The sequence below is a fragment of the Leuconostoc sp. S50 genome (genome assembly GCF_016624925.1).
Lineage (GTDB): Bacteria > Bacillota > Bacilli > Lactobacillales > Lactobacillaceae > Leuconostoc > Leuconostoc pseudomesenteroides.
The window spans coordinates 92,752-115,429 of record NZ_JACVUE010000001.1 but is presented as its reverse complement, the minus strand read 5'-3'; the positions used below and the strand labels follow the sequence as shown (position 1 = coordinate 115,429).

General features: G+C 38.2%; 27 protein-coding genes and 1 riboswitch. Of the genes, 5 read left to right on the top strand and 22 right to left on the bottom strand.

Features of this window, described 5'->3' with window-relative positions; genetic code table 11:
• Positions 1 to 39 precede the first annotated feature (39 nt).
• The 8 genes from thiE to IAE53_RS00450 all read right to left on the bottom strand — a co-directional run bounded on the left by thiE (position 40) and on the right by IAE53_RS00450 (position 6,144).
• The gene (gene thiE, locus IAE53_RS00485) at positions 40 to 678 is read right to left on the bottom strand and encodes a thiamine phosphate synthase (protein ID WP_148423192.1); all 639 of its coding nucleotides are present in this window, start codon (positions 676 to 678) and stop codon (positions 40 to 42) included.
• Positions 668 to 1,501 (bottom strand): bifunctional hydroxymethylpyrimidine kinase/phosphomethylpyrimidine kinase, encoded by an 834-nt coding sequence (gene thiD, locus IAE53_RS00480; RefSeq protein ID WP_148423193.1) that lies wholly within the window; start codon positions 1,499 to 1,501, stop codon positions 668 to 670. The genes thiE and thiD overlap by 11 nt, the downstream gene beginning before the upstream one ends.
• Positions 1,498 to 2,274: a hydroxyethylthiazole kinase gene (gene thiM, locus IAE53_RS00475; protein ID WP_148423194.1), complete on the bottom strand. Its 777-nt coding sequence runs from the start codon at positions 2,272 to 2,274 to the stop codon at positions 1,498 to 1,500. The genes thiD and thiM overlap by 4 nt, the downstream gene beginning before the upstream one ends.
• On the bottom strand, positions 2,274 to 2,834 hold the full coding sequence (locus IAE53_RS00470) for a transcriptional regulator (RefSeq protein ID WP_148423195.1): 561 nt from the start codon (positions 2,832 to 2,834) through the stop codon (positions 2,274 to 2,276). Before IAE53_RS00470 ends, thiM begins: the two co-directional genes overlap by 1 nt.
• Positions 2,835 to 2,921: 87 nt before the next feature.
• Positions 2,922 to 3,010: riboswitch (TPP riboswitch) on the bottom strand.
• A 38-nt stretch (positions 3,011 to 3,048) separates the two neighbouring features.
• Positions 3,049 to 3,555 carry a hypothetical protein gene (locus IAE53_RS00465; RefSeq protein ID WP_200135774.1) on the bottom strand — a complete coding sequence of 169 codons (507 nt, stop codon included), beginning with the start codon at positions 3,553 to 3,555 and terminating at the stop codon, positions 3,049 to 3,051.
• A complete protein-coding gene (locus IAE53_RS00460) occupies positions 3,552 to 3,842 on the bottom strand; it encodes a hypothetical protein (RefSeq protein ID WP_148423197.1) in 291 nt (96 codons plus the stop codon). Before IAE53_RS00460 ends, IAE53_RS00465 begins: the two co-directional genes overlap by 4 nt.
• Positions 3,839 to 4,996, bottom strand: coding sequence for a VWA-like domain-containing protein (locus IAE53_RS00455; protein WP_148423198.1), 1,158 nt, complete (start codon positions 4,994 to 4,996; stop codon positions 3,839 to 3,841). Before IAE53_RS00455 ends, IAE53_RS00460 begins: the two co-directional genes overlap by 4 nt.
• Positions 4,993 to 6,144 (bottom strand): ATP-binding protein, encoded by a 1,152-nt coding sequence (locus tag IAE53_RS00450; RefSeq protein WP_148423199.1) that lies wholly within the window; start codon positions 6,142 to 6,144, stop codon positions 4,993 to 4,995. The genes IAE53_RS00455 and IAE53_RS00450 overlap by 4 nt, the downstream gene beginning before the upstream one ends.
• A 61-nt stretch (positions 6,145 to 6,205) precedes the next feature.
• Here IAE53_RS00450 and IAE53_RS00445 point away from each other — a divergent pair, with 61 nt between their 5' ends.
• The 3 genes from IAE53_RS00445 (at position 6,206) to greA (ending at position 10,072) form a co-directional block, all read left to right on the top strand.
• Positions 6,206 to 6,823 (top strand): NAD(P)H-binding protein, encoded by a 618-nt coding sequence (locus tag IAE53_RS00445; protein WP_200135773.1) that lies wholly within the window; start codon positions 6,206 to 6,208, stop codon positions 6,821 to 6,823.
• 99 nt (positions 6,824 to 6,922) lie between these two features.
• Positions 6,923 to 9,532: a YfhO family protein gene (locus tag IAE53_RS00440; protein WP_188352844.1), complete on the top strand. Its 2,610-nt coding sequence runs from the start codon at positions 6,923 to 6,925 to the stop codon at positions 9,530 to 9,532.
• A gap of 57 nt (positions 9,533 to 9,589) precedes the next feature.
• Complete coding sequence (greA, locus tag IAE53_RS00435; RefSeq protein ID WP_004910137.1) at positions 9,590 to 10,072, top strand: transcription elongation factor GreA; 483 nt, start codon at positions 9,590 to 9,592, stop codon at positions 10,070 to 10,072.
• A 39-nt stretch (positions 10,073 to 10,111) separates the two neighbouring features.
• Here the strand turns inward: greA and IAE53_RS00430 are convergent, their stop codons facing one another.
• Together IAE53_RS00430 and IAE53_RS00425 are read right to left on the bottom strand one after the other, a co-directional pair.
• Positions 10,112 to 10,885, bottom strand: coding sequence for an ABC transporter permease (locus tag IAE53_RS00430; protein ID WP_148423202.1), 774 nt, complete (start codon positions 10,883 to 10,885; stop codon positions 10,112 to 10,114).
• An 11-nt stretch (positions 10,886 to 10,896) separates the two neighbouring features.
• Positions 10,897 to 11,838: an ATP-binding cassette domain-containing protein gene (locus IAE53_RS00425; protein ID WP_148423203.1), complete on the bottom strand. Its 942-nt coding sequence runs from the start codon at positions 11,836 to 11,838 to the stop codon at positions 10,897 to 10,899.
• Positions 11,839 to 11,956: 118 nt separating this feature from the next.
• On the opposite strand from IAE53_RS00425, the gene IAE53_RS00420 reads away from it, so the two are divergent.
• Positions 11,957 to 12,463 (top strand): MarR family winged helix-turn-helix transcriptional regulator, encoded by a 507-nt coding sequence (locus IAE53_RS00420; protein WP_148423204.1) that lies wholly within the window; start codon positions 11,957 to 11,959, stop codon positions 12,461 to 12,463.
• Between the two features lie 134 nt (positions 12,464 to 12,597).
• Here the strand turns inward: IAE53_RS00420 and IAE53_RS00415 are convergent, their stop codons facing one another.
• Positions 12,598 to 13,563 carry a GRP family sugar transporter gene (locus IAE53_RS00415; protein ID WP_148423205.1) on the bottom strand — a complete coding sequence of 322 codons (966 nt, stop codon included), beginning with the start codon at positions 13,561 to 13,563 and terminating at the stop codon, positions 12,598 to 12,600.
• Positions 13,564 to 13,797: 234 nt separating this feature from the next.
• Positions 13,798 to 14,745, bottom strand: coding sequence for a zinc-binding alcohol dehydrogenase family protein (locus IAE53_RS00410; RefSeq protein WP_148423206.1), 948 nt, complete (start codon positions 14,743 to 14,745; stop codon positions 13,798 to 13,800).
• A gap of 95 nt (positions 14,746 to 14,840) precedes the next feature.
• Between IAE53_RS00410 and IAE53_RS00405 the strand changes: the two genes are divergently transcribed.
• A complete protein-coding gene (locus tag IAE53_RS00405) occupies positions 14,841 to 15,326 on the top strand; it encodes a MarR family transcriptional regulator (RefSeq protein ID WP_148423207.1) in 486 nt (161 codons plus the stop codon).
• 27 nt (positions 15,327 to 15,353) lie between these two features.
• Here IAE53_RS00405 and IAE53_RS00400 read toward each other — a convergent pair whose 3' ends face one another.
• The 10 genes from IAE53_RS00400 to comGA all read right to left on the bottom strand — a co-directional run bounded on the left by IAE53_RS00400 (position 15,354) and on the right by comGA (position 22,578).
• A complete protein-coding gene (locus tag IAE53_RS00400; protein ID WP_148423208.1) occupies positions 15,354 to 16,652 on the bottom strand; it encodes an endolytic transglycosylase MltG in 1,299 nt (432 codons plus the stop codon).
• A gap of 76 nt (positions 16,653 to 16,728) precedes the next feature.
• A complete protein-coding gene (locus IAE53_RS00395; protein WP_010278546.1) occupies positions 16,729 to 17,991 on the bottom strand; it encodes an acetate/propionate family kinase in 1,263 nt (420 codons plus the stop codon).
• A gap of 76 nt (positions 17,992 to 18,067) precedes the next feature.
• Complete coding sequence (locus IAE53_RS00390) at positions 18,068 to 19,060, bottom strand: class I SAM-dependent methyltransferase (RefSeq protein WP_148423307.1); 993 nt, start codon at positions 19,058 to 19,060, stop codon at positions 18,068 to 18,070.
• 39 nt (positions 19,061 to 19,099) lie between these two features.
• Positions 19,100 to 19,387, bottom strand: a complete 288-nt coding sequence (locus tag IAE53_RS00385; protein WP_200135772.1) for a hypothetical protein — start codon at positions 19,385 to 19,387, stop codon at positions 19,100 to 19,102.
• The gene (locus IAE53_RS00380) at positions 19,384 to 19,797 is read right to left on the bottom strand and encodes a prepilin-type N-terminal cleavage/methylation domain-containing protein (RefSeq protein ID WP_148423210.1); all 414 of its coding nucleotides are present in this window, start codon (positions 19,795 to 19,797) and stop codon (positions 19,384 to 19,386) included. The genes IAE53_RS00385 and IAE53_RS00380 overlap by 4 nt, the downstream gene beginning before the upstream one ends.
• A complete protein-coding gene (locus IAE53_RS00375) occupies positions 19,784 to 19,954 on the bottom strand; it encodes a hypothetical protein (RefSeq protein ID WP_234456344.1) in 171 nt (56 codons plus the stop codon). The genes IAE53_RS00380 and IAE53_RS00375 overlap by 14 nt, the downstream gene beginning before the upstream one ends.
• A gap of 22 nt (positions 19,955 to 19,976) precedes the next feature.
• On the bottom strand, positions 19,977 to 20,369 hold the full coding sequence (locus IAE53_RS00370) for a prepilin-type N-terminal cleavage/methylation domain-containing protein (protein ID WP_148423212.1): 393 nt from the start codon (positions 20,367 to 20,369) through the stop codon (positions 19,977 to 19,979).
• Positions 20,353 to 20,664, bottom strand: coding sequence for a competence type IV pilus major pilin ComGC (gene comGC / locus IAE53_RS00365; RefSeq protein ID WP_010278559.1), 312 nt, complete (start codon positions 20,662 to 20,664; stop codon positions 20,353 to 20,355). The genes IAE53_RS00370 and comGC overlap by 17 nt, the downstream gene beginning before the upstream one ends.
• Entirely contained in the window at positions 20,661 to 21,698 is a 1,038-nt protein-coding gene (locus IAE53_RS00360) for a type II secretion system F family protein (RefSeq protein WP_148423213.1), read from the bottom strand. Before IAE53_RS00360 ends, comGC begins: the two co-directional genes overlap by 4 nt.
• A complete protein-coding gene (comGA, locus tag IAE53_RS00355; RefSeq protein WP_148423214.1) occupies positions 21,637 to 22,578 on the bottom strand; it encodes a competence type IV pilus ATPase ComGA in 942 nt (313 codons plus the stop codon). Before comGA ends, IAE53_RS00360 begins: the two co-directional genes overlap by 62 nt.
• Positions 22,579 to 22,678: the final 100 nt, after the last annotated feature.

Genomic DNA, 22,678 nt, shown 5'->3' with positions numbered 1-22,678 from the left:
AGGCTCAACGTGTTAAACATGTTGAGCCTCTTTTAATTTTTATGAATATTGTTGCCACTTTATCACTGCCTCTGCGACATTATCAGCTGCACTAATCATGCTAATAACAGCAACGCCATTGATACCAGTCGTATAAATATCATCTATATTTTCATTTGAAATACCACCAATAGCGACGATTGGCCAATGGCTAATGCGCTTAATATCGCTCAGTCCTTCGAGACCAATTGGTGGATTAGCATCAGCTTTTGTCTTCGTCGCAAATATTGGTCCAACACCAATGTAATCAATTCCCGATACACCTTGAACACGATGAAAATCAGCTTGCGTCGTCACGGAAACACCAACAAACATGCCATTGCAAGCACGAACATTTTCAATAATATTACCATCTTTTTGACCAAAGTGTACACCATCAGCGTGAATTTGGTGAGCTAATGGTATATCATCATCGATGATTAGAGGCACGTGATACTGGCGTGTTAAATCGCGTACACGCTCTGCCACACGGTATTTTTCAGCACCTTTTAATGCGCCATCACCTTTTTCACGATATTGAAAAGCAGTAATACCATATTTCAAAGCGGTTGTTAAAATATCAAAAAATTGTGATTCGTTTTCCACATTTTGAGTGCCTAAAACAAAATAACGTCGTAATATTAACGGATTAAATGTCATGAAGTACCTCAACTGTATCTTCTGTCACCAATTTGGTCCCATGGTTAAGTGGCCCATGCCCGTGTCCAACAGCAATGCCATCACGAATTGTGGCGTCAACGTATCTTTTCCCATGCAAAATCGCCACATCTAAAGTTTTGCCAAGCGCTAATTGTGCCGTAATCGCTGCCGAAATAGTGTCTCCAGTGCCGTGGGTACGCGCCGTAAGGACCCGCTGACTTGCCAACCAGAAATCTGTCCCATCAGCCAATAAGACGTAATCCTCAATACGTGATGACTGCCCATGACCTCCTTTCAATAAAACATTTTTGGCGCCTAATTTTTGAATCGCCTTAGCTGCACGTTGCATGTCTTGCCGATTATTAATCGCTTGACCACTTAAAATTTCAGCTTCTGGCATATTAGGCGTTACAAGTTCTGTCAGCGGTAACAATAAACTTTTCACGGCAGCCACTGCATCAGGATTAAGCAACTTTGCGCCACCTTTCGCAACCATTACCGGATCTAACACATATTTACCAAAATCAAAATTTTGCAAGCCTTTGGCAACAAGCGCTACTGTCTCTGCGTTACCGAGCATACCAGTTTTGGTTGCTTTAATCGCTAAATCATCAGCGATTGATTTCATTTGTGACCAAATCATATCAGGTGGGGTCATCAAAACATCTTGAACACCCAACGTATTTTGCGCTGTTAAAGCGACAAATACATTAGCACCATAGACACCTTGTGCAGCAAATGTCTTTAAATCAGCACTAATACCGGCACCGCCACTACTATCAGCACCAGCAATTGTTAATACTTGTGGTGTTTCATTGCTCATAAATATTGCACACTTTCAATCATAAACGTCGCTACTTCCTCGCTTGTAATTGCAGCAAGTTCATCTAGCAATTGCATACTATAAAAACCTGGTGTCGTAATTTGACGGCTGGCTTTGAGCCCAGCTAACTTAAAAGTTGCCATCGCGTACGTGACATTTTCCACAGTGAGTGATTCGGCTACAAACGCGCCAATCACAGACGATAAGGCATCGCCAGTACCCACATTAGTTGATAATAATGGCACATCTGTCTCAATGACGGCAGTATGATGACCATCACTAATAACATCTTTGGCGCCACTTAATGCAATTATGGCACCAGTCTTTTCTGCTGCTAATTGTGCGATGGCAATCACATCCCCACTACCAGTGGCATCAATGCCTTGACTGTCAAAATCAATATCGGCAAACCACGCTATTTCCGCTGCGTTGCCTCGAATGATATCAACATGCCCTTCTTGCATCAAAGTCTGCACGGCCTTACTACGAAAGGGCACTGCAACTGCCACTGGATCCAAGATAACAGGTTTATCTAAATTATTAGCGACCTTTGAAAGCGTTACAATATCAGACAGTTCATTGGCCTTAAGCGTACCAATATTAATGACAACGGCATCTGCAATTTGACATAAATCATTAAATTCACTAACTTCCCGACTCATAAGAGGCGAAGCACCAATAACATTCACGACATTGGCTACGAATTGTGGGGTAACAAAGTTAGCATAAGTCAGAACAAGTGGTGATTGTGTCCGTACATTTTTTATCGTCATTAGTATTGACTCCCTTTTTCATAGGCATTCCGCCAAAATTTTAGTTCAAATTGATATGATTTTTCAAAAATAGCGACATCCAGTTGACTGTCTGAATGGTCAACAATCTGCCAGTAATAGGTTACCAAATCATGATATTGTTTACTGGCATAATATTGCTGCCAACCATTGTTTGTTTGATGTGCCAGTGCTTTAGCTATAAAATAATAGGATTCTACACAAGGTAAGGTTGCCATAATTGCTGCCATAGCACCTTTTTGAGCTGCAGAACGCATGTGGCTCACATAAGATTGCCCCACCAAATCCAAAGGTTTTGGGGCAACAGCATCCACTAGACTAAGGTGTGCTTGTCCTTCATCGTCGCTTGTCGGCCTGGTTAAATGTAATGATTCATCAATTTGATTCACAATGGGCATAAAAGCTTCAATGTAGCTTGCATCTTGTGCTGTATAATAATCAGCTTGCTGCTGAGTTAATGAATTACTGCCAATAGCTTTCACAAAAGGCTCAGCCATGATTTGAGGCATAAATTGTTCTCTAATTGTTTGTAAGGTTGTCATGTTTTCTCCATAGTAGGACACAAAAAGGCCGCGAACCCACTCCAAGAAGATGCGTTCACGGCCAGTAATCAACATTTAAAAAACACTAGCTTGTGCAACATATCTCCCTTCGTACGTACTAACGTCATCAGGTTCAATGGGTATTTCTCAGCCGATTGGCACCCCAGATATTTTATTTAATTCAAGATAAGTGTAAACGAATGTCACCAGATAATCAACCCCACCATTCAGGATCAACATCTCTCATTTGATGCTTCAGTGACAATTGCGAATCACTTGTAACACGTTGATAAGTTGTGGTGTAAGGATTTTTCATCAAATTAATCATTTGCTGATACTGTGTACTTTTCAAAAAATCAGCTAATTGACTGTGATTTTGCCAAAAAGTCCATAACATATAATCTGCTTTGCCATTATCATTTTGAGCCACAACACCGGCAACATTTACTAACTTACCAATTAGTTTATCATTATCATCTTTAGCCTGAAAGGCAATTTGATGAATCACACGACCAGTTAGTTGATCATTAGTATAACGACTATCAAAGCCTAATGGCCGTTGAAATTGTTGGACAATTTCTGGTGCATCTAAAATCAAAACATTCGAACCAGCCAATTGTGATACCTTGCCGAGGTAAAACACGTTGTCTGGATTCGCTGTTTGAAGTGCTAATAATTCTGAAACTGACTGTTCTGGTGCAAGTACAAGATTAATTTTCATAAGAATGGCTCCTTTAACATTGTGACGACATCTGGTGAAAGCCGAACTGCATTACGCTGAATAAACTGTTGGACGCCTTTAAACGTTGTCAGATCAACTCTGGGTGTAATAGCGCCTGATGCAACTAATGCTTTTGCATAGACAATATCTGAACGCGTCATCATCGTCATGCCCCATGGCTCACTTAATAACAGGGACTCCCAGTGATCAGTTAATAATGCTTCAGCTCTTTTGAACCGATTGTCTTTGGCAATAAAACTACTCAGATCTGTTGGATTTAATTTCATAGGGTCAACACCTTTCCAATTTGATTAGGCAAACTGAGTTGTTGCTGTTCTGGCAGTATCCAATAAACACGACGATAATGTGACATAATCGGTGATGTTTCACCGTCACCATCAGTTAGGATAATCACTGTTGTCGTCTCACGAGGTGTTTTTTGTTTATCTAGATAGTCAAAAATACTTAGAAATGCCGTTCCTCCACCAGCACGGCGCTGCCAATGATTGATATTTTTAATCACTTCAACTGCTGTATCAAATGAAAACACGCGGACTTTAGCATCAAATTGTTGTGTTATTTGCATCACATTGGCTAGGAATTTACCCACTAGTCTATCACTAATAGAAGCTGAATTGTCGACAAATACCAAAATTTCATTTTCGTACTTACTAATTTCACCAAGTAAATCCATTCGATAGGCTTGGCGTCGATTAAATCGTGCGCGTGATGATTGCTTTTGATTAGGCACTTGGCTTACCCCTGCTTTGAAGATTTGACGCCAATTTTTTTTAGGCACCACCACCGCGGAAATCTGTTGTATGACAGCACTAGCCAAGTGACCTCGCCCAGATTTTTGTGCATCTTCATTAGCTTGACGAATGACTTGTTCAAGTGCCGATTTAGCCTCATCAGACTCATCGCCAACACTCGCCCACTCACCGTGGCCGTCGACGTCACCATGAGCAGGCACATCATCTTCAAAACGACTGATTAAATCAATATAAGTTTGCGAATCTTGATAAGGCGCAAACCATTCGCCGTACACATCAAACAACATTTGCAAAGTCACAGCCGTTGGTAACTCACCTAATTCCTTAGGTAAATATTGATTAATCGCCACATCAGTTCCTAGATCAACAACTGATTTTGCTTGGTGCGTTGCAGCATAGCGAACTGGGTGTTCCCAAATAACATGCAGTGCTTCATGTGCCAATGCAGCCGCAATCTGATTGTATGTGCTGAAATTTTCTGTTAAACGAGCTGGATTGATTACTAAGTACCAACGATGATTTTGCCATTTTAATGCCAAAGGATGCGGTGCTAACAGGTTCATTTCGCGGGTTAAATTCATGACAATGTTGCCATATAGGGGTGAAACATCTAGCAAGGTTTTAATACCACCTAATATTAAATTATCCGTTTCATCCTGCGTTATCATCTGGTTGCAATGTCCATAATTTGTTGATACAACACGTTTGCATAGTGTTCTTCTGAATTGTATAAATCATCTAAAATTGGGGCATTTGTCATTTGCTTGACCAGTGCATATTGCCCATCTGGTGCCACCAATTGTAGTAATTCACTAAAACGTGCAGCGTTATTATCGTGTGTCATATCTGCCGTCAATAACAATGTTTTCATCACTGTCATTTTTTGAATTTCTGAATAACTTTCAAATTTAGAACGAATGTTTAAAGGTACTTTAGGTCCGTCTGGCTTTGAGTCAAAAACCTCTTCGGCTGTGAGACTAGGCGTTTGTTCACGTACAAATCGAACAAATTGCGTGGCAACTACTTGACCTAAATCACCCGCCACAATATCAAATAATAAATCTTCTTGCTGACGATTTGATTGCTTCAGCAATTCAAAAAGATTATCCGACACACGTTGCCAAGCACGCGGGGTCGGATTCAAATCAACTTCACGCACAACAGGATATAATAAACCAGCATTTTCAGCGATAAATCTGCGCACCAAATCATGAATATTTGGCCGTTGGTCACCTTTAGCAGCCCATGCTAGCCAATCCTTCACTGATACGCTCATCACTAATCTTGTTGTCCGATCCTTAATTGCGGCATCAGAAGTTTGAACCGCATATTCAGATGTCTCAAAACCATGCATACTATCATCTGGATTTTCTGCCAAGATAAGGAAAACATTTTCAGGCAAAATTAGATCATTAATCTGTCGTTGTAACACTAAATTCATGAGTTCGGCCTGAACAGCTTGTGAGCCGCGATTAAACTCATCTAAAAACCAAATGATTGGTTGACTTGGTACCGATTCGGCATGTTGAATAATTTGAATCAGCGTATGTGTGTAGCCAAATTTAACATCAGCAAGTTGCCCATAATGCTTAGTTTCTAAAAATGCGCTTTCAGTCAAGGGCGGTATTGGAATCGCCAAATCGCCTTTTTCTGACAGAGAAACCACCGTTGTAAACAATTGCGCGTTCATTTGCTTTGCCACATCGCTCACTAAAGCAGACTTGCCAATGCCTGCTTCTCCAACAATATTAGGGACATTACCGCCTCGTAATATCAGTGGGACTGCCATTAATAATTGTTGATAAGTTAAACTCATAATGAACCTCATTCCTATCTATATTTTACCGCAATCCAAACAATCATGCTAAAATGAAAGTATGACAAAAAAAATTCTAATTCTCGGTGCTAATGGTCAAATTGCCAAATTAGTGGTTAATATGTTAGCCAATACCGACACACAATTAAAGCTCACCTCTCTTCACGCTAAACCAGCCCAACACATTGCCAATCTAGACGCGGCAAATGAAGCTGATTTGGTGACAGCATTAAAAAATATTGACATCGTATACGCCAATGTTGGTGCCGAAGGTCGTCAAAAAAATGTGGCTAATGCGTTAGTCAACGCCATGCATACTGCTGGTGTGTCTCGACTGATTTGGATCGCGACAATTGGCATTTACAATGAGTTGCCACCACAGCAAGCTGATTTATGGCGCAATATTTTGGGTACTCCCGAAAACGAAAACAGCTACATTGGTGATCAAGCCGCTGCCGCACAACGTATTACAGCATCTCAACTTGATTACACCATTATCAGACCCAATGAACTCACTGATGACAATAAAATGCAGCAACTTAACGTTCAAACTGATCCAAACGAAGAAATTATTGGTGGACCAATCACACGCACTAGTGTCGCTGAATTTGTCACACAACTCATCAATAGTCCCGACCAATATATCGCTGAATCCGTTGCGATTTCGTCAACTCATTAATCTTGATAATCATAAAAAGGTCTCAGAATGAATTGCCTTGACTAAGCAAATTTTTCTGCCTTTTTTATTAGCAATCATTATTTTTAGGAACATTCATTTATGAAACATACTTTAAAACGTTACACGCTTTCACCACTGGCACTTAGCTTTTGGGTACCACTACTGATTATGTTAGCCTATTTTGCCTATCGTCACATGGCACCATTTGGCACCAGCTCAATTTTAACAGTAGACCTTGGTCAACAATACATCGATCAATTTGCGGCATTCAAGCATACCTTATTACAGCATCCTAGTAGCTTTTTTTACTCATTTTCCAATGCCTTAGGCGGAGATATGCTGGGTGAATGGGCTTATTATTTAATGAGTCCTTTTAACCTTATTTTTTTAATGGTTCCTAACACCGCACTCCCCAGCGCTATTCTACTCGTCACTGTGCTCAAATTTGGGGCAGCTGGCCTGTCAATGGCTTATCTATTGCAAAAATTGCACCTGCAACAACACTACTATGTGACTTTGTTCGCTGTTAACTACGCACTATCTGGTTGGTTCATTGCAAACGACTTAAATTTGTTATGGCTTGATACAGTCATTTTACTGCCATTGGTAATTTTGGCACTTGAACGTTTGTTTTATCAACAATCTTGGTGGCAGTATAGCCTTCTGCTTGGTGCCAATATTGTTTGTAACTATTATATTGGCTATATGGTCGCCATCTTTATCGTGTTGTATTTTTCTTGGCGCTTGACTTGGCCAAATATTAAACATCGTTGGCTAATTCTAAGACGCTTTATTGTTAGTTCCGCTATTGGTGGTGGGCTGTCAGCTTGGTTAATTTTACCGACTTATTTTCAGCTGAAATTAGGTAAAACGCAGTACAATTCTGATTTTTCTTTCAAGTTTGATAACAATCCCTTACATCTTTTGTTTAAATTAATTCCAGGTAGTTTTAATTTTGACCAGATGCAAAATGGACAAGCAAATTTTTATGTGAGTGCTTTCGTTTTAATCACACTAATAGCTTTTTTCACGACACGTGTTATTAAATTACGCGTCAAAATCGGGGCATTTTTACTGTTAGCCTTCTTAATATTAGCCACTACTTGGGCACCACTTACTTTATTATTCCACGGTTTTCAATACCCAGTTTGGTATCCATACCGTTTCAGTTTTTTGATTAGTTTCTTTATCATTTATTTAGCTGCTATTAGTTGGCAGCCAACTTGGCGGCCACGCCTGATGACCATTACTACTTTGTTAATCATATTTAGTGCCATTGCAATCTATGCCACACTCAGTGATGCTAAAATCAATTACATCAATCGTTCAAGTATTGCTTTATTCATTGGCTTAGCCTTGCTAACATTGGCGCAGTTCACTTTTAAAGTTCATGACAAATTTTGGCTACCCATTTTAGGCGGCTTAACGTTATTATCACTCACAGCAAATGTTGTTTTCACGCTAGACAACTTTTCTTATTTAACAAATACAGAGTATCAAAATACGATCAAAGCACTCACAGCAGATAAAAAGTTTCTAAAAAAAGATACCTCTTGGTATCGTGTAGCGCAAACATTTCAACGCACTCGTGGTGATGGCATGATGTTTGACTATTATGGCGGTGCCCATTTCAGCTCCGCTTTACCAAAATCTACGCCAACTTTCTTTGGCAATTTTGGACAACCGGACGGCGATAATTATGTTGTGTATAGCAATGGCAGTCTCTTATCTGATGCACTGCTGGGCATGAAATATATGATCACCCCAAATGGTCAAGACAATGGGGATGCTGGTCAACCTAGTCAACATTTAATAGGTTATCGTCCGGACACCAGTAATTACAGTTTAAAAGCAACAACATCGACTACTAATATTTATCAGAATCAAAATGCCCTACCAATAGCGTTTGCAGCCAACTCCGGCGCACTTAATACCAAAATGCTCTATAATAATCCCTTGCAAAACCAGGGCAATCTCTGGCAAGGTTTGACTGGTGATTTAACTTCGACAGTTGACACAGACAATTTTCAAAAAGCAATTGGTCATAATGTCAAAGCACCAACAACAATTACAAATGCGATCATAACACGTCAAAATGCGAGTCAACCTGCTAGTTTGGACTTGCAATTTACCCCAACAACTAATGATAGCTACTATTTGACCATTGGCAGCGGTCTGGATATTAAAAACTTTGACCTCCTAATTAACGGTAAGGTCATTACACAATTTAGCTCTTATCGCCACACTGTTATTGTTAATCTTAATTCAAATGCCAAAAATAAGTTGCAGACAATCACTTTTAGAATGAAAGATACCCAAACATTAACCTTGTCTAACGTCACCCTCTATCATGTCGATAACAAGCGGATTGCAGATGATGCTAGCGGGTTAAAGCAAAATAGCCTTAAGATCACAAAACGTTCCGAACGACACATTAAGGGGACAATCACGACGACATCAACAAAGCCATTGATTATGACTACCATTCCATTTGTTGCTGGATGGCATATAGCGGTTGATGGCAAAACAGTTCAAGCCGACAAAGTGGCTAACTATTTTATCGGCATTAAAACAAAACCAGGGCGGCACACAATTTCTATGACTTATACCCCACCATTTTTATGGTTGGGTCTTGCTATCACAATCATTGCGACAGTTATATTAGTAATATTTAGCAATTTATCTATTGCAAAAAAGGTCACCACATGATATGCTTTTTTCGTTATATTTTGCGGAAAAACACGCAAATTGAAAGGAAAAACACTTATGTCAGAAGAAAAAACATATCCAATGACAACTGAAGGTCGTGATAAGCTACAAGCTGAATTAGACGATCTCATTGCTAACCAACGCCCAGAAATTACAAAACGTATCCAAATTGCGCGATCATACGGTGACTTGTCTGAAAATTCAGAATATCAATCAGCAAAAGATGAACAAGCCTTTGTCGAAGGTCGCATTCAAACGATAAAAAAAATGCTTGAAAACGTTGAAATCATTGATTCTAACGCAACTGCTGAGGACGAAGTTTCTCTCGGTAAAACCGTTACGTTTAAAGAATTACCTGATGAAGAACCTGAAACTTATACAATTGTAGGTTCCGTTGAGGCTGATCCACTAGCCGGTAAAATTTCAAACGAATCACCAATGGCAACTGCATTAATTGGTAAAAAGGTCAACGACACAGTCGCTGTGCCACTTCCAAACGGCATCAACATTAATGTTCAAATTTTAGAAGTTAAAAAATAACCAAAAAAAAGAAAGCGCCGTGCTTTCTTTTTTTGTTGATTAATTGTTTTTGCGATACACCATGAGAGACAATGGCATAAAAATCGCAATGATGATAATACCACTAATGATAACCAGTGTTGCTTCAGTATTCCAGTAACCTGTTTTCATGATTGCCCGAATAGCACTAATCGTTATGGTCACAGGATTCAATTGCACAATGCTTTGTAAAAATAATGGCAATGTCCTGATTGGAATAAAGGCATTTGATAGGAATGTCATCACCAATATAATGATCATGGAAAGGCTTCCTATCAATTCTGCATTTTTCACTAATAAACCAACCAAAACAAAGATCCAAGAAGTTGCCCATCCAATAAATATTGCTAAAATTAAGATACAAGCAATCATTATTAGATTGACAGAGGGTCGCCACCCAATTGCAAACGCTGTTCCTAAGGAAATCAAACCGGACAACAACAATCGAAGTGCGTCACCAATAAGTTGACCAGCTAGCGGAACAAATGCAGAAATTGGTAACGTTTTAAATCTATCAAAAATGCCACTATTAATGTCCTCTCGCAATTGCTGACCCGATCCCGCTGCCGCATTTAGAATGCTTTGAATCAAGATACCAGACACAAGCATTGGCAAATACGCATGCACACTTCCAGCAATCACACCGCCGAAAAGAAATCCAAACAAAAGCGTGAAGATAATCGGTTGAATAATAACATCACTCAGGTTATCTGGATTATGCCACGTCTTGAGCAAATTCCGATGCGCCATTGCTAAAGTTGTGCTCATAGTACTGGCTTTTTTTTGATTTTTCATGATATGTCTCCTCAATTTTTACCCACTGTCATTGATAAAAATACCTCATCTAAAGATGGTGCATCAATTTTAAAACTGCTTAGCATGATTTTAGATGCTAGGATTTTGTCCAAAATTTCAGACACTTTGTTAAAAGCATTATTGTCTAATATAACGGTTAGATTTCTATTTTCAACATTAACCGTTTTTCCTAAAACTTTTTCAATGATACGTTGCGTTGGAATGACTGACTCATTCTGCTCAACAGTCACTTTCAGCTGCAATCCACCGACAAGCTTTTTCAATTCACTTGGTTTATCCTCAGCTATTAACCTACCGTGATCAATCAATGCAATTCTGTCCGCTAACTGATCAGCCTCTTCCAAATATTGAGTGGTCAAAAGAACCGTGGTGCCATTTTTTACTAATTTTTGAATTGCTACCCACATTTGTGTACGTGTTCTCGGATCTAGCCCCGTTGTGGGTTCATCCAAAAATAAAATACTGGGATTACCGATCAGACTAATGGCTAAGTCTAATCGTCGTAACATCCCACCAGAAAATGTTGAAACAGAATGATCTGCCGACTGAACTAAGTCAAAATCAACTAGTAATTCTTCTGAACGTTGATGTGCAGAATCACGATTTAATCCGTTTAATCTACCAAATAAAAACAAATTTTCTCGTGCACTGAGTTCTTTATCAATTGTTGCACTTTGCCCAGTAACACTAAACTGTGATCTCACCTGACGACTTTGAGAAATTGTATTCAAACCATTAATCACAATTTCACCTTGGTCTGGGTGCATAAGTGTGGTCATCATATTAATTAAAGTGGACTTACCAGCACCATTTGGACCAAGTAATCCAAAAATTTCACCTTTTTTCACATCAAAACTAATATCATTGACTGCAACATGTTGTCCAAATTTTTTTGAAATGTTTTTAACGCTTATCGCTACTTCATTTTCCATAACATATACCTCACTACATTTAATCAGGGGCCCTTGATTATTATTGCAAGGTCCCCTGATTAATTTGTCAAGTAGAATAGTGTATACTAAAATAATTGAGCGGAGGTTAACATCAATTATGGAACGCAAAATCAAGTCAGAATTAATTGCCGGAAAATTAGCCGAATACGAACAATTAACAAAAATATATGACGATATCGTGCAAGACGTCAAACCAAGATTGACAGTAGAAGGTCAAGGGAAGGTATTACTTGCTTTAGCAGATGAGGATCATTTATCTCAAAGCCAAATTTCGTCACGACTTGAAATCTCACCACAATCTACGGGTGAATTTGTTTCAAAATTAGCCAAGCGTGATTTAGTATCATTGAGCAAATCTGAAAATGATAGGCGAATCAATCTTGTTAGCTTAACGACAAAAGGACAAGAAGAAATTGAATCTTCTTTTCAAGAAGTGCCAAAATTCATAACCGTCTTATCAAATGAAGAAATGGACCAATTCAATCGTTTAATGACCAAAATTATAGCTGCTATGTATGAAGATATTGATAAAGCTAATCCAACACTTGGCGTTAAATTCCATAAATTACTAGCAAACCGGTATTTAAAACAATATAAAAAGTAATTGCCGGCATGCCTCATTTTTATTAAGCGTATCAATGATGACTTAATTTATTTATATGGTTTTTGTACCAAGCAAACGAAATACACATATTTTTGTACTAAAAAACGGGCAAACAATGTTTGCCCGTTCATTTTTTATGCAAAACTATTAATATTACCAATGATGATAGCGCCAATAACAACTAATATTGTACCAATTGCAATCATCTTCATTTGATAGCTTGACTTCTTCTCACCCAACAAATAGATACCACCAAAAGTACCCACGATGATGCCTAATTGAGAAAAAGTTGTGGCAATTGTTTGTCCAATATCAGGATTTGCCGCAGAAATGAACATGAAAATATTACCAGTTGCCCAAACTAGACCTGTCAGAATGTTCTTCCAAGTTGACAGCTTGAACATAATTTCTGATTCTTTCAAGACAAACATCACAATTAAGAAAGCACCAACTACTTGTCCAATTGATTGTGGACCAACAATTGCTGTCATATAGTCAACACCATTGCCACGCGCCTTGATAGCATCTGAAATATAGCCAATTTTGTTCAAAAAGTTAGGCAAAACAAAGTAAAACATGAACCCAGCCGTTGAGATTGCTAAGTAGATCAGTCCCTTGGTCATACTTTTAGTTCTCTCTTCTGCTTCAATGCCATTACTATTTTTAGCTTTATCACGCGCTGAGATCAATGTAGCGCCAATAACAACAGCGATGATTGAAACTGCACCAATCGCCCACATTTTGCCAGTCTTCCATTCACCCAGAACAGCTGCAGCCATCAACGCATTGGTGACAATTTGACCAGCGGTTGACAATGGAATGGCTAAAGATACACCCAAGTCTTTAATTGCCAAAAACTGACCGGCGGTTCCAACTGCCCACACAAGTCCAGAAACAACGCCGACAACCCAAATATGACTATTGAGTTCAATGTGACGTGGCATCACAAAGAAAAACATGGTGGCTAATCCAAATATTAAAGCACCAAAAGTCATGCCTAATGTTTGTTGACCGGCGGTTCCGCCCATTTTTGTATTGACTAATCCAACCGATCCCCATGCCAATGCCGGCACCAAAGCCAGTAAAATTGCTGCGTTCATAACTGATAAAACTCCTTCTTATTTGTGATGCTTTAAATCATCATTTTTAACACTACTAATTGTACACTAGTGAAAACGTTTACACAAGCCTACAATTTAATTTCTGTAAACGTTTTCATCATTGATATTGTGCCTTTCATCACAATTAGTATTTGACCAAACAAAAAGACGCGTAATACCCCCGTTTTGAGGTAAAATTGCGCCTAATTGTTGTTTAGTCATATTACTCATTAATTAATGAGTTGGTACAAAAACTAATCTTTCAGAACTAGGAATTGTCCAATATTTTTCAATTTCTGATAGACCAACTGTTTTAAAAGTGAAAGCGAATGGCTGACTCACTTCAGCTGCAATAATTTCATTAAAAGATTGAATCATATCTTTAACACCAATCGATCCTTGTCCCGAACCAATTAATTGTAGCTTAACAGCTCTAAATGCTGCGCCTGGGATGGGTGCAGCTTGCCCAGCAATACTACCAATTTCAACCCATTTTAGTTCTTGCTCATCATGTGTTCTATTTGGAATAATAGCTTTCATTGCGTTGGCGGTAATGTCACCCCAAAGGTAATCCAAAACGACATCAACCTGCCGCCCAGCTGCTGCTAATTGATCTTGATAAGCTTTGACATCATCCGTGAGACGTATTGTTGCAGTAGCGCCTAAATCTAACAGTGCTTCGAGTTTATCTTGATTCCGTCCAACTGAGATGATTTCAGTTGCTCCCATACGTTGGGCAATTTGTACGGCCAGCATTCCTGCATTACCAGTTGCTCCTAAAATCATAACTCTTTGTCCTTTTTGAAAATGAGCACGGTATTTCAAGGCCATCCATGACGACAAAGCAGGATTCATCATACCAGCGATTTTTTGATCATCTAGTTGCTTTGGTACGCCGACCCAATGTCCTTTTTTAATCGCAACCTTTTCAGCAAATCCACCTTTACCAACAAAAAATGCTTTCTCACCAGTCGACAATATACCAACGCCATCAACACCTGGTACCATTGGCAAAATACCTTCGGCAGCATAATGAGTGCCTGTCGCGTCACCGCGAGCACGATTTGACAAAGCCGATGCCGTCACGTCAATCATCACTTGGTTTTCATCAACGTTTGGTTCGGCAAAATTTTTTTCATATTGTGGTCCTTGTTTAAAATCTCTTACAACTGCTGCTTTCATAATAATTATCTCCATTTGTTTTTTGTTTACCGGTAATGTAAAATAAGTATATAACTTAAATACTTTAAAGTCAATATTTATTACAGGTAATTAAAATGGAAAAACAGCAACAATTCGAAAAAATAAAACAACTTTTACGAGACAGCCATAGTGAAAACGACTTAGAACAACAGTGGTTTTTAAAGCACGCTCAATCTGCTGATGCGCGGACTTTTATTGCAACACAAAAGCGTTTCACACATTCTGAATTACAAATTTTGAGTCAACTGGTAGTCAACGACAACGTCACCACTTTTAAAATCTTACAACAGACATCTAATTTGTCACAAGGTATGCTATCAAGATATGTTAATCATCTTGCTCAATTAACTTTAGTCGAGAAATTTCATCCTCAAGATAACAAAAAAGAAATTTCCTTACGTTTAACTAATTTAGGAGAAGAATTAGGACGCTTACATTGTGAACTTCATCGACGTATCTCAGCAAACGAAAAACAGATACTTGGGGAGTATACGGAACAAGAAATCAATACTATGTTAGAGATTCTATCTAAACTAATTAATGCACGTCAACACATTTAAAAAAACTGCCAAAATTGGGCAGTTTTTTTACTTATCAAAACGCTGTAAATTCCATGTTTCAATTAAATTAATAATCAACGTGGGATAATTCGTATCAGTTGCATAAGCGTCTTTATAAAGCGCTTTAGCAGCTGCTTTATAATTTTTAGCGTTCAAGACATCTTGGAATTGAGTAGGATTCCAGGTATTACCATTAACCAAAGTTTCGGCATGTTCTTTCATACTTTCTTTCCAATCGCTATAAACTGCGAATCGGGCTTTTTGTGTTTCTGGCTGTCCATCAACATATTCAGTTGTCTCTAATACAACAGATTTGCCGGCAGTTTCATCCTGAGTCTTCACACCGAAATAGTTGTTGTATTTAGAAGATAGTACTGAGTTATCCCAATTTGATTCATGCGCAGCCTGAGCAATTGAAATAGACGCTAAAATACCGTATTTTTTACTCAAAGTCTGTGCATAGGGCGCAATTTTATTAACAAATGCCAATCGATGTTCAAATTCTTTTTTTCCTGTCGTTGCCATCAAAGTAATGACAGCAGTTTTGTTAATGCCATCGCTATTTAAATCCTTATAATAAGGTTTAAGCTGTTTATCAGAAGTAGCCAATAGTTGAGTAACCGCATCATTAATGGTGTTAACGCCATTCAAATCGTATGCAGCTGGATAAATATAGTCAGAAAGATTACCATCTGAGGCCATACCTTTTAACAAATCAGGGTATTTGATCTTCATTTTTGCAATTACAGTTTTGTCTGTAAAGGCGTTATTAACTTTAATGTTGGATAACTTAGTTTCATCAGCAACGTTTTTAGCAATTTGACTTTGGCTCTGCCCAGTGGCTACCAATATATAGCCCTTGCCTAACTGTGGTGCTACCCCTGGTCCCAAAGTCATTTGTTTATAAATCAACTGAACTGTTTGAGAGGGCGAAAATTTGTAAGTTCCAGCTTGAAGACTGGCAGCACCTTGTTTTTGGGCATATTTATTAAACGATTTTGCGCTTTTAATAATCTTTTTGTTTTGCAAAATATTTGCCATTTGGATTGAAGTTGATCCAGAAGCAATTTTCACTGTCTTAAACGTGGTATTCTTTGGATTCAAAGCAGCATACTGATCAGTAAACAACGCTTTTCCACCAAAGAAAACACCAACAACGATAATAATTAGCAACACAAAAGCAACAAAACGATTTCGTGTCCCACGTTTTATTTTTCGTGGTCCACCTTTACCATTTTGATAATCATCAGCAAACGGGTCTATACCAGCGTCTTGCGCTTCAGCGTTCTTAATTTCATGCTGATGTCGTTGTTTTCTCGACTCCATGCTTTTCACCTCGTAAACGTAATAAAGCGACTAGCGTTTCGAAACACTAGCCGTTTACCATTTTATCACACTATGCTTATCCTTTTAAAGATTCTACATCTCTAGCAATCATCAATTCTTCGTTGGTTGGAATCAACAATGCTTTAACTTTTGAATCTGATGTTGATATTTCGACTTCTTCGCCACGGACATTATTCTTTTCATTGTCTAACTTGATGCCAAAGTAGCTTAATTTATCCACAATCATTTTACGAACCGGTACTGAATTTTCCCCAATACCCGCGGTAAATACAATAGCATCAACGCCATTCATCTCTGCTACATACTGACCGACATATTTAATTACGCGATTAATAAAGATATTAATTGCTAACTTAGCATGCTCATTCGTATCTTGAACATCCAACAAATCACGCATATCACTGGAAATAGTTGAAATGCCAAGTAATCCTGATTTTTTATTTAAAACATTCAACATTTCATCATTTGTTAAGCCTTCACGTTCTTGAATATAATAAACTAGTGATGGATCAACATCACCTGCACGTGTTGCCATTGTAACACCAGCCAAAGGTGAAAATCCCATTGAGGTATCAAATGACTTACCATCTTTAATCGCAGTAATAGATGCACCTGCACCCAAATGTAACGTAATCAACTTAAGATCTTTTAAATCTTTTCCTAACATCGCTGCTGCACGCGCCGAAACATAACGATGTGATGTTCCATGAGCACCATATTTACGTGCACCATATCTTGTGTAGTATTCATAAGGCATTGAGTAAAGATAATTAACATCAGGCATTGTTTGATGGAATGATGTGTCAAACACAGCTACCGACAATGCATCTGGCAACAATTTCTGGAATGCGCGAATGCCCATAGCATTTGCCGGATTGTGCAGTGGCGCATAATCCGCCAAACGATCAATCTTAGCTAATACCTCATCTGTAACAACAACTGAATGGTTAAACCACTCACCACCTGCAACAACACGATGGCCTACACCTGTAATTTCTTGGAAATCTTCAATGATACCCAAATCTGTTAATTTTTGTAACATGAAGTTGATTGCTTGTTGATGATCTTTGATAGGAACAACATTTTCATACTTTTTGCCCTTACCATCTTTTGTGATTGTGATGTGGTCTTCATCATCATCTGAATGGCCAACCAAGCGTTCAGCTACAATTTCAGCGCCGTATTTGATTGTAACGATTGCATCATCCATGCCAATTCGTTCAATAACACCTTGCGCGATAACTTGTTCTGCCGGCATTTCCAATAATTGAAACTTTAGTGATGAACTTCCAGCGTTAACAGCCATTGTTTTAGCCATGATTTTCCTTTTTACCTGTCTTTCTTGAACTTGTTACACTTACGAAAACTAATTTGATAATATAATCATACGACTATTACACTTCTTTATCCAGTTTAACCCACGCTTCAATATCTTGCAAAAATTCTTGAAGCTTTTTAGGATTTTTCAAAGATGGATACTGCCCCATCAATACCTCTTTTTGGGTTTGGTCAGAATTTTTTTTCAATACTAAAATAGCTTTTGCTGCTCGTTCATCTTGGAAAAAATCATTTGGTAACTGTAAAAAAGCTTTTAGTTGTGTACGTGAAGTTACAAATTGTAACAATTTTTTGGCATTAACACCGCTTAGTAGTGCAGCTGGGACAATTAAATAAACCCAACCATCATCACTCACAAAAGACAATGATTTTTCGACAATCAAATTTTGTACCCACGCTTGCCCATTTGATGACTGAGTTTCAAATTGATTAGCATCATCAACCGAATAATAGCCGACCGGTACATCTGCGATAACGACTTTAGCTTTCGGTGTCTCATCTAAGGATAAGATATCTGCTTGATAAAATGTCGTTGGTGCATTTGGATTGATTAGTTCATCTCCTGCAGCAGCCAAAGCTAACTGGGTCTCATCATTATCAATGCCAATCTTATTTAAACGAAAATCTAAATTCTCTGAAACTGTCCATAGTAAATTGCCTGATCCAACCGTGATATCAATTATCGTATCATCATCGACTAAACTTGCTGTTTGGCTAATCAAACTAGCAAGTAAATAACCAATACCATCTGGGGTAATTTGATAGTTCGCCGGAGTTCTATCATCCCGGTTTGCTTGCAAAATAGCCAGTTGAACTGCTTTACGCTTATCAGTATCACTGGCTTGTGACCAATTCAAATGAATAGCTTGTTCAATTTTTTCAGCGACTGATTGACTGGGTCTTCCTAGTTCTCGGTGAACATCCCCAGCGTTAATATCATCAATCACCTCGATTAGGGCATCAACGTAACTCACATCGATTTCCTGAGATAATTCGTGTGAAGTACTGGATAAGGCGTCAAAATATTGTGCAACTTTTTCTTGTGTCATAAGTAACATTTTAGACGGTTTTCCAAGCATTTTCAATGATTATTTCACAAGCAGCGGAACCTTTAAGTGGAGACCTTGAATTGACACACAAATTTCCTGATCATCAACTGTTGCCGTGATACCATCAAACATCAATGATTTATCACCATTTGTCGCATATAATAAGCTCAGCCGAGCCTGCAATACGTTAATTTTCGTCAGTTGTATCAACTTTGCTTGCGCCCTTAATCGCTCATTAAAGGCAATGTTTTGTAAGACAAATACTGTACTCAACGCACCCAATATAATGACTGTAGTAACCAAAACGTAGGCTTGTTTTTTTCTCATGGGGTTGCCACCTTCTGTAAATATAAAATACCATGAATGGTGCGATGATGAATTTTTATCGTCAGTTTAAAAAGACTACCACTGGCCCTAATGATTAAATCATCGACATTTTCCATTAAAATAATTTGTCCACTACCTGCAGCACTCAACTGTAATTTATTGTTTCGCAACATTAACGTCATTTTTTTGCTGTCTGCACTCATCATATTAATAACATGATTATTATTATCTTTTACACTATATTTTTGGATTTCTAATTGATGCAAAGCTGTTTGAAATGTTGTCCTGTCGTCTGGTTGAGTCACTTGATTTAAATGAGGTATCAAAAACTGAATCGTAATCATAACCAATGCTGCCAGGCTTAAAGCAATCATTGATTCTAATAGTGTAAACGCTCTATTTGCCAGCATACTCTTCCCACGATTCCAAAGCTTCAATCTTTTCTTTTTGCAAAGTAGTTAATTCCTTATTGAGTTGACGCTGTTGCTTTTGAAATTGATGAACTTGATCATATTCAAAAACCACAAACGTTCCTACTAAACTTAAAGACAACATTGCTTCTGCCAAAACAAATCCTTTTTGTTTATGGTTATTTTTTAGATACACGAAATTCACCACCTCCTAAACTAAAAATAATCTTGATGTTTGGCGAACCATCAAGCGTTATGGTTATCGGTGCAACATAACCTGTTGGCAAAACGCTTATTTGTTGGCGAACACATTTTGAATAATTTTTCGGATAAGAAATGTGCTCACCATCTATTAACATCTCAGACCGATCAAAAATAACTGTCACCGAACGTCCTTGACTCTGAGCAGTTAGCCGCGCATTTTGCCACCTCGTTTTAAACGTTACCAACCATTGATCTGTATTTTTTCCTACTGTCTTTGGTGGTTGCGCGCCAACTACCAAGCATAAACTAACGATGAATAATGTGATTACTGACTCAACCAACGTGAATCCGCTATTGGTGAGCTTCATTATTCACAATTGTAATTTTAAGGTCTTGCACTTTTTGTAGTTGCTTGTCAGTTAAATAAGCATTTGCTTTTAGTTTAGAAATGGTCACCTCACTGTCATCTGGGTGATCATTTTGATACAAATCAATTTGTGTTTGTACTGTTGTCACCATTGCGGCAGCATGAGTTGTCACAGCATGTTTACGTTGTGCATTTAAGTTAGGCAAAATAATCAACATTAGTAAGCTGACAATAAATAAAACAATTGCTGCTTCAATTAATGTAAATCCGCTATATTTTTTTCTAAAAAGTTTCATTTATATAATCCTCCTATGGCATGATACATCGGTAGTAGCATGCTGAGATATAAACCAATAATCGCTATGCCAATGATGCCAAAAAAAATCGGCTGCAATGTACCGATTAACCGGTCGGCTTGCTGCATTAACAGTTTAAACTGTGTTTTTGCATAATAATCTAAATATCGCGCTAATGTTTTTGGGGTATAACCTCTCATAAAATACCCAGCCAATGATTGATTAAAAAATTGCTTAGACAAAATATAACGATCGATCTGTCCACCTGCTTTTAAAAATTTTTGTGCATCTTGGGCTAAATAAACTGAAGCTGAACGACTATTTTGGCATGCAATGGCGTTAATAATATCTGGTAGCGTTAAGCCACCTGATAGCATTGAAGCTATTTGTTGACTAGCTTGATACGACACAACCGTTTTAGTCATCAAACTAATGATTGGTATTTTAGACATAACATTAAGCCTTTTTATCCAGTTCATACGACGCCAAGATCGCCAAATGATTGTTATCAGTAGCAGTGCCATCATCAATATTGCAATGGCGCGACCATCATAAACCCCTGTTGCTTGAGACGAATTTTGCCATTGATTCAATATTGGGTAAAGAAAAAATTTAAGTCCTAATAGCATGGCACCTAGTATTGCTAACAAGATAATCGGATAATGCATCACTTGTTTCACTTTATTTTGTTGTTGTGCAATTTGAGATAAATTTTGTCCCATTTTCACCAAAGTAGTGCTTAAATCGCCATGTTCATGAGCTAAATTCAGCTGAACCAATATGTTTTGGTTCACATACATAGACATAACACTAGGAAAAGTCTGTCCCTCATGGAGTCCATCCTTAATCGCGCTTAATTGGTGCTGCCACTTCTGATGCGCATCTTTCATAATATTAATGCTTTCACTAATGCTATACCCGGAGGCTAGCAAATCACCAAGCTCTTGAAAAAATTGCACCTGATCACTTGATTTAAAGCGACTGAAATGTTGTTCGCGTTGCTGATGTAATTTTGCCTGCCAAAAATGCTTCATCAAGAACCTCCTGCCATTGTATTGTGAAACCAGTAGCCATCGTAATATCACTGCCACAAAGCACATCAACAATCGCTGCTTGATTGCCTGATGTCATTGGTACTAATCTTTGATAAGCTACCATTGTTAGTGCTGCCAACAATTGATTACGATCCACACCTAACTCTAGCAAGCGCAACACAATTTCTCGCGCTGACATGGCGTGTATCGTGCTGATAACTAGATGACCACTTAAAGCAGCCTGTATGACTGCTTTAGCCGTTTGATAATCTCGAATTTCCCCAATTAATAAAATCTCTGGACGATGTCGCAAAGCAACTTTTATTAACGCTTCGTAACCAATACCAGCTGCTTCGTTAACTTGTAACTGAACAAAGTTAGGATTTCTAATTTCTACTGGATCTTCAATCGTTAAAACTAGCTTGTTGTCGGCAATATTTTGCAACAACTGATAAAGCGTCGTTGTTTTTCCTGAACCAGTCGGTCCAGAGATGAGAAATAAACCCGACTCCGGTAAACCAAGTTGCATTTGCTCAAATTGCTTTGAAGATAGCCAATGTTGCTTATGCTGTTCAGAATAGATAAGACGCAAGACCACAGTTTCACGATTCAAAAAATCACCAACACTGGAAACACGAATCCATACATGTGCGCCACGAAAACGACCTAGTTGCGGTCGACGTCTTTCTGAGATATTCATTTTTGCACGATATTTAATTGCAGATATTAATTTTTCTGCATCCTCATCAGAAATATTTGATTTGGACGCTAATCCACCATTCATGTGAAACTTGATGACATATTTGTTATCATCATTTGGCAAAATATAAATATCACTCACTCGTTGTTTTTTAGCTTTTTCCAACATATCATCAATCATTATGCCAAAATCTCCCCCTTATATTTTTTTGAGCTCATAGTATCATACGTTAACAAACAATTTAGCTCACAAAAAAACACTTAGCTCATGCTGCGCTAAA

Bases quoted from the DNA above. Each gene is read 5' to 3' on its own strand.
- thiE (WP_148423192.1), bottom strand. From the start codon at position 678: ATGACATTTAATCCGTTAATATTACGACGTTATTTTGTTTTAGGCACT.
- thiD (WP_148423193.1), bottom strand. From the start codon at position 1,501: ATGAGCAATGAAACACCACAAGTATTAACAATTGCTGGTGCTGATAGT.
- thiM (WP_148423194.1), bottom strand. From the start codon at position 2,274: ATGACGATAAAAAATGTACGGACACAATCACCACTTGTTCTGACTTAT.
- IAE53_RS00470 (WP_148423195.1), bottom strand. From the start codon at position 2,834: ATGACAACCTTACAAACAATTAGAGAACAATTTATGCCTCAAATCATG.
- IAE53_RS00465 (WP_200135774.1), bottom strand. From the start codon at position 3,555: ATGAAAATTAATCTTGTACTTGCACCAGAACAGTCAGTTTCAGAATTA.
- IAE53_RS00460 (WP_148423197.1), bottom strand. From the start codon at position 3,842: ATGAAATTAAATCCAACAGATCTGAGTAGTTTTATTGCCAAAGACAAT.
- IAE53_RS00455 (WP_148423198.1), bottom strand. From the start codon at position 4,996: ATGATAACGCAGGATGAAACGGATAATTTAATATTAGGTGGTATTAAA.
- IAE53_RS00450 (WP_148423199.1), bottom strand. From the start codon at position 6,144: ATGAGTTTAACTTATCAACAATTATTAATGGCAGTCCCACTGATATTA.
- IAE53_RS00445 (WP_200135773.1), top strand. From the start codon at position 6,206: ATGACAAAAAAAATTCTAATTCTCGGTGCTAATGGTCAAATTGCCAAA.
- IAE53_RS00440 (WP_188352844.1), top strand. From the start codon at position 6,923: ATGAAACATACTTTAAAACGTTACACGCTTTCACCACTGGCACTTAGC.
- greA (WP_004910137.1), top strand. From the start codon at position 9,590: ATGTCAGAAGAAAAAACATATCCAATGACAACTGAAGGTCGTGATAAG.
- IAE53_RS00430 (WP_148423202.1), bottom strand. From the start codon at position 10,885: ATGAAAAATCAAAAAAAAGCCAGTACTATGAGCACAACTTTAGCAATG.
- IAE53_RS00425 (WP_148423203.1), bottom strand. From the start codon at position 11,838: ATGGAAAATGAAGTAGCGATAAGCGTTAAAAACATTTCAAAAAAATTT.
- IAE53_RS00420 (WP_148423204.1), top strand. From the start codon at position 11,957: ATGGAACGCAAAATCAAGTCAGAATTAATTGCCGGAAAATTAGCCGAA.
- IAE53_RS00415 (WP_148423205.1), bottom strand. From the start codon at position 13,563: ATGAACGCAGCAATTTTACTGGCTTTGGTGCCGGCATTGGCATGGGGA.
- IAE53_RS00410 (WP_148423206.1), bottom strand. From the start codon at position 14,745: ATGAAAGCAGCAGTTGTAAGAGATTTTAAACAAGGACCACAATATGAA.
- IAE53_RS00405 (WP_148423207.1), top strand. From the start codon at position 14,841: ATGGAAAAACAGCAACAATTCGAAAAAATAAAACAACTTTTACGAGAC.
- IAE53_RS00400 (WP_148423208.1), bottom strand. From the start codon at position 16,652: ATGGAGTCGAGAAAACAACGACATCAGCATGAAATTAAGAACGCTGAA.
- IAE53_RS00395 (WP_010278546.1), bottom strand. From the start codon at position 17,991: ATGGCTAAAACAATGGCTGTTAACGCTGGAAGTTCATCACTAAAGTTT.
- IAE53_RS00390 (WP_148423307.1), bottom strand. From the start codon at position 19,060: ATGACACAAGAAAAAGTTGCACAATATTTTGACGCCTTATCCAGTACT.
- IAE53_RS00385 (WP_200135772.1), bottom strand. From the start codon at position 19,387: ATGAGAAAAAAACAAGCCTACGTTTTGGTTACTACAGTCATTATATTG.
- IAE53_RS00380 (WP_148423210.1), bottom strand. From the start codon at position 19,797: ATGCTGGCAAATAGAGCGTTTACACTATTAGAATCAATGATTGCTTTA.
- IAE53_RS00370 (WP_148423212.1), bottom strand. From the start codon at position 20,369: ATGAAGCTCACCAATAGCGGATTCACGTTGGTTGAGTCAGTAATCACA.
- comGC (WP_010278559.1), bottom strand. From the start codon at position 20,664: ATGAAACTTTTTAGAAAAAAATATAGCGGATTTACATTAATTGAAGCA.
- IAE53_RS00360 (WP_148423213.1), bottom strand. From the start codon at position 21,698: ATGAAGCATTTTTGGCAGGCAAAATTACATCAGCAACGCGAACAACAT.
- comGA (WP_148423214.1), bottom strand. From the start codon at position 22,578: ATGATTGATGATATGTTGGAAAAAGCTAAAAAACAACGAGTGAGTGAT.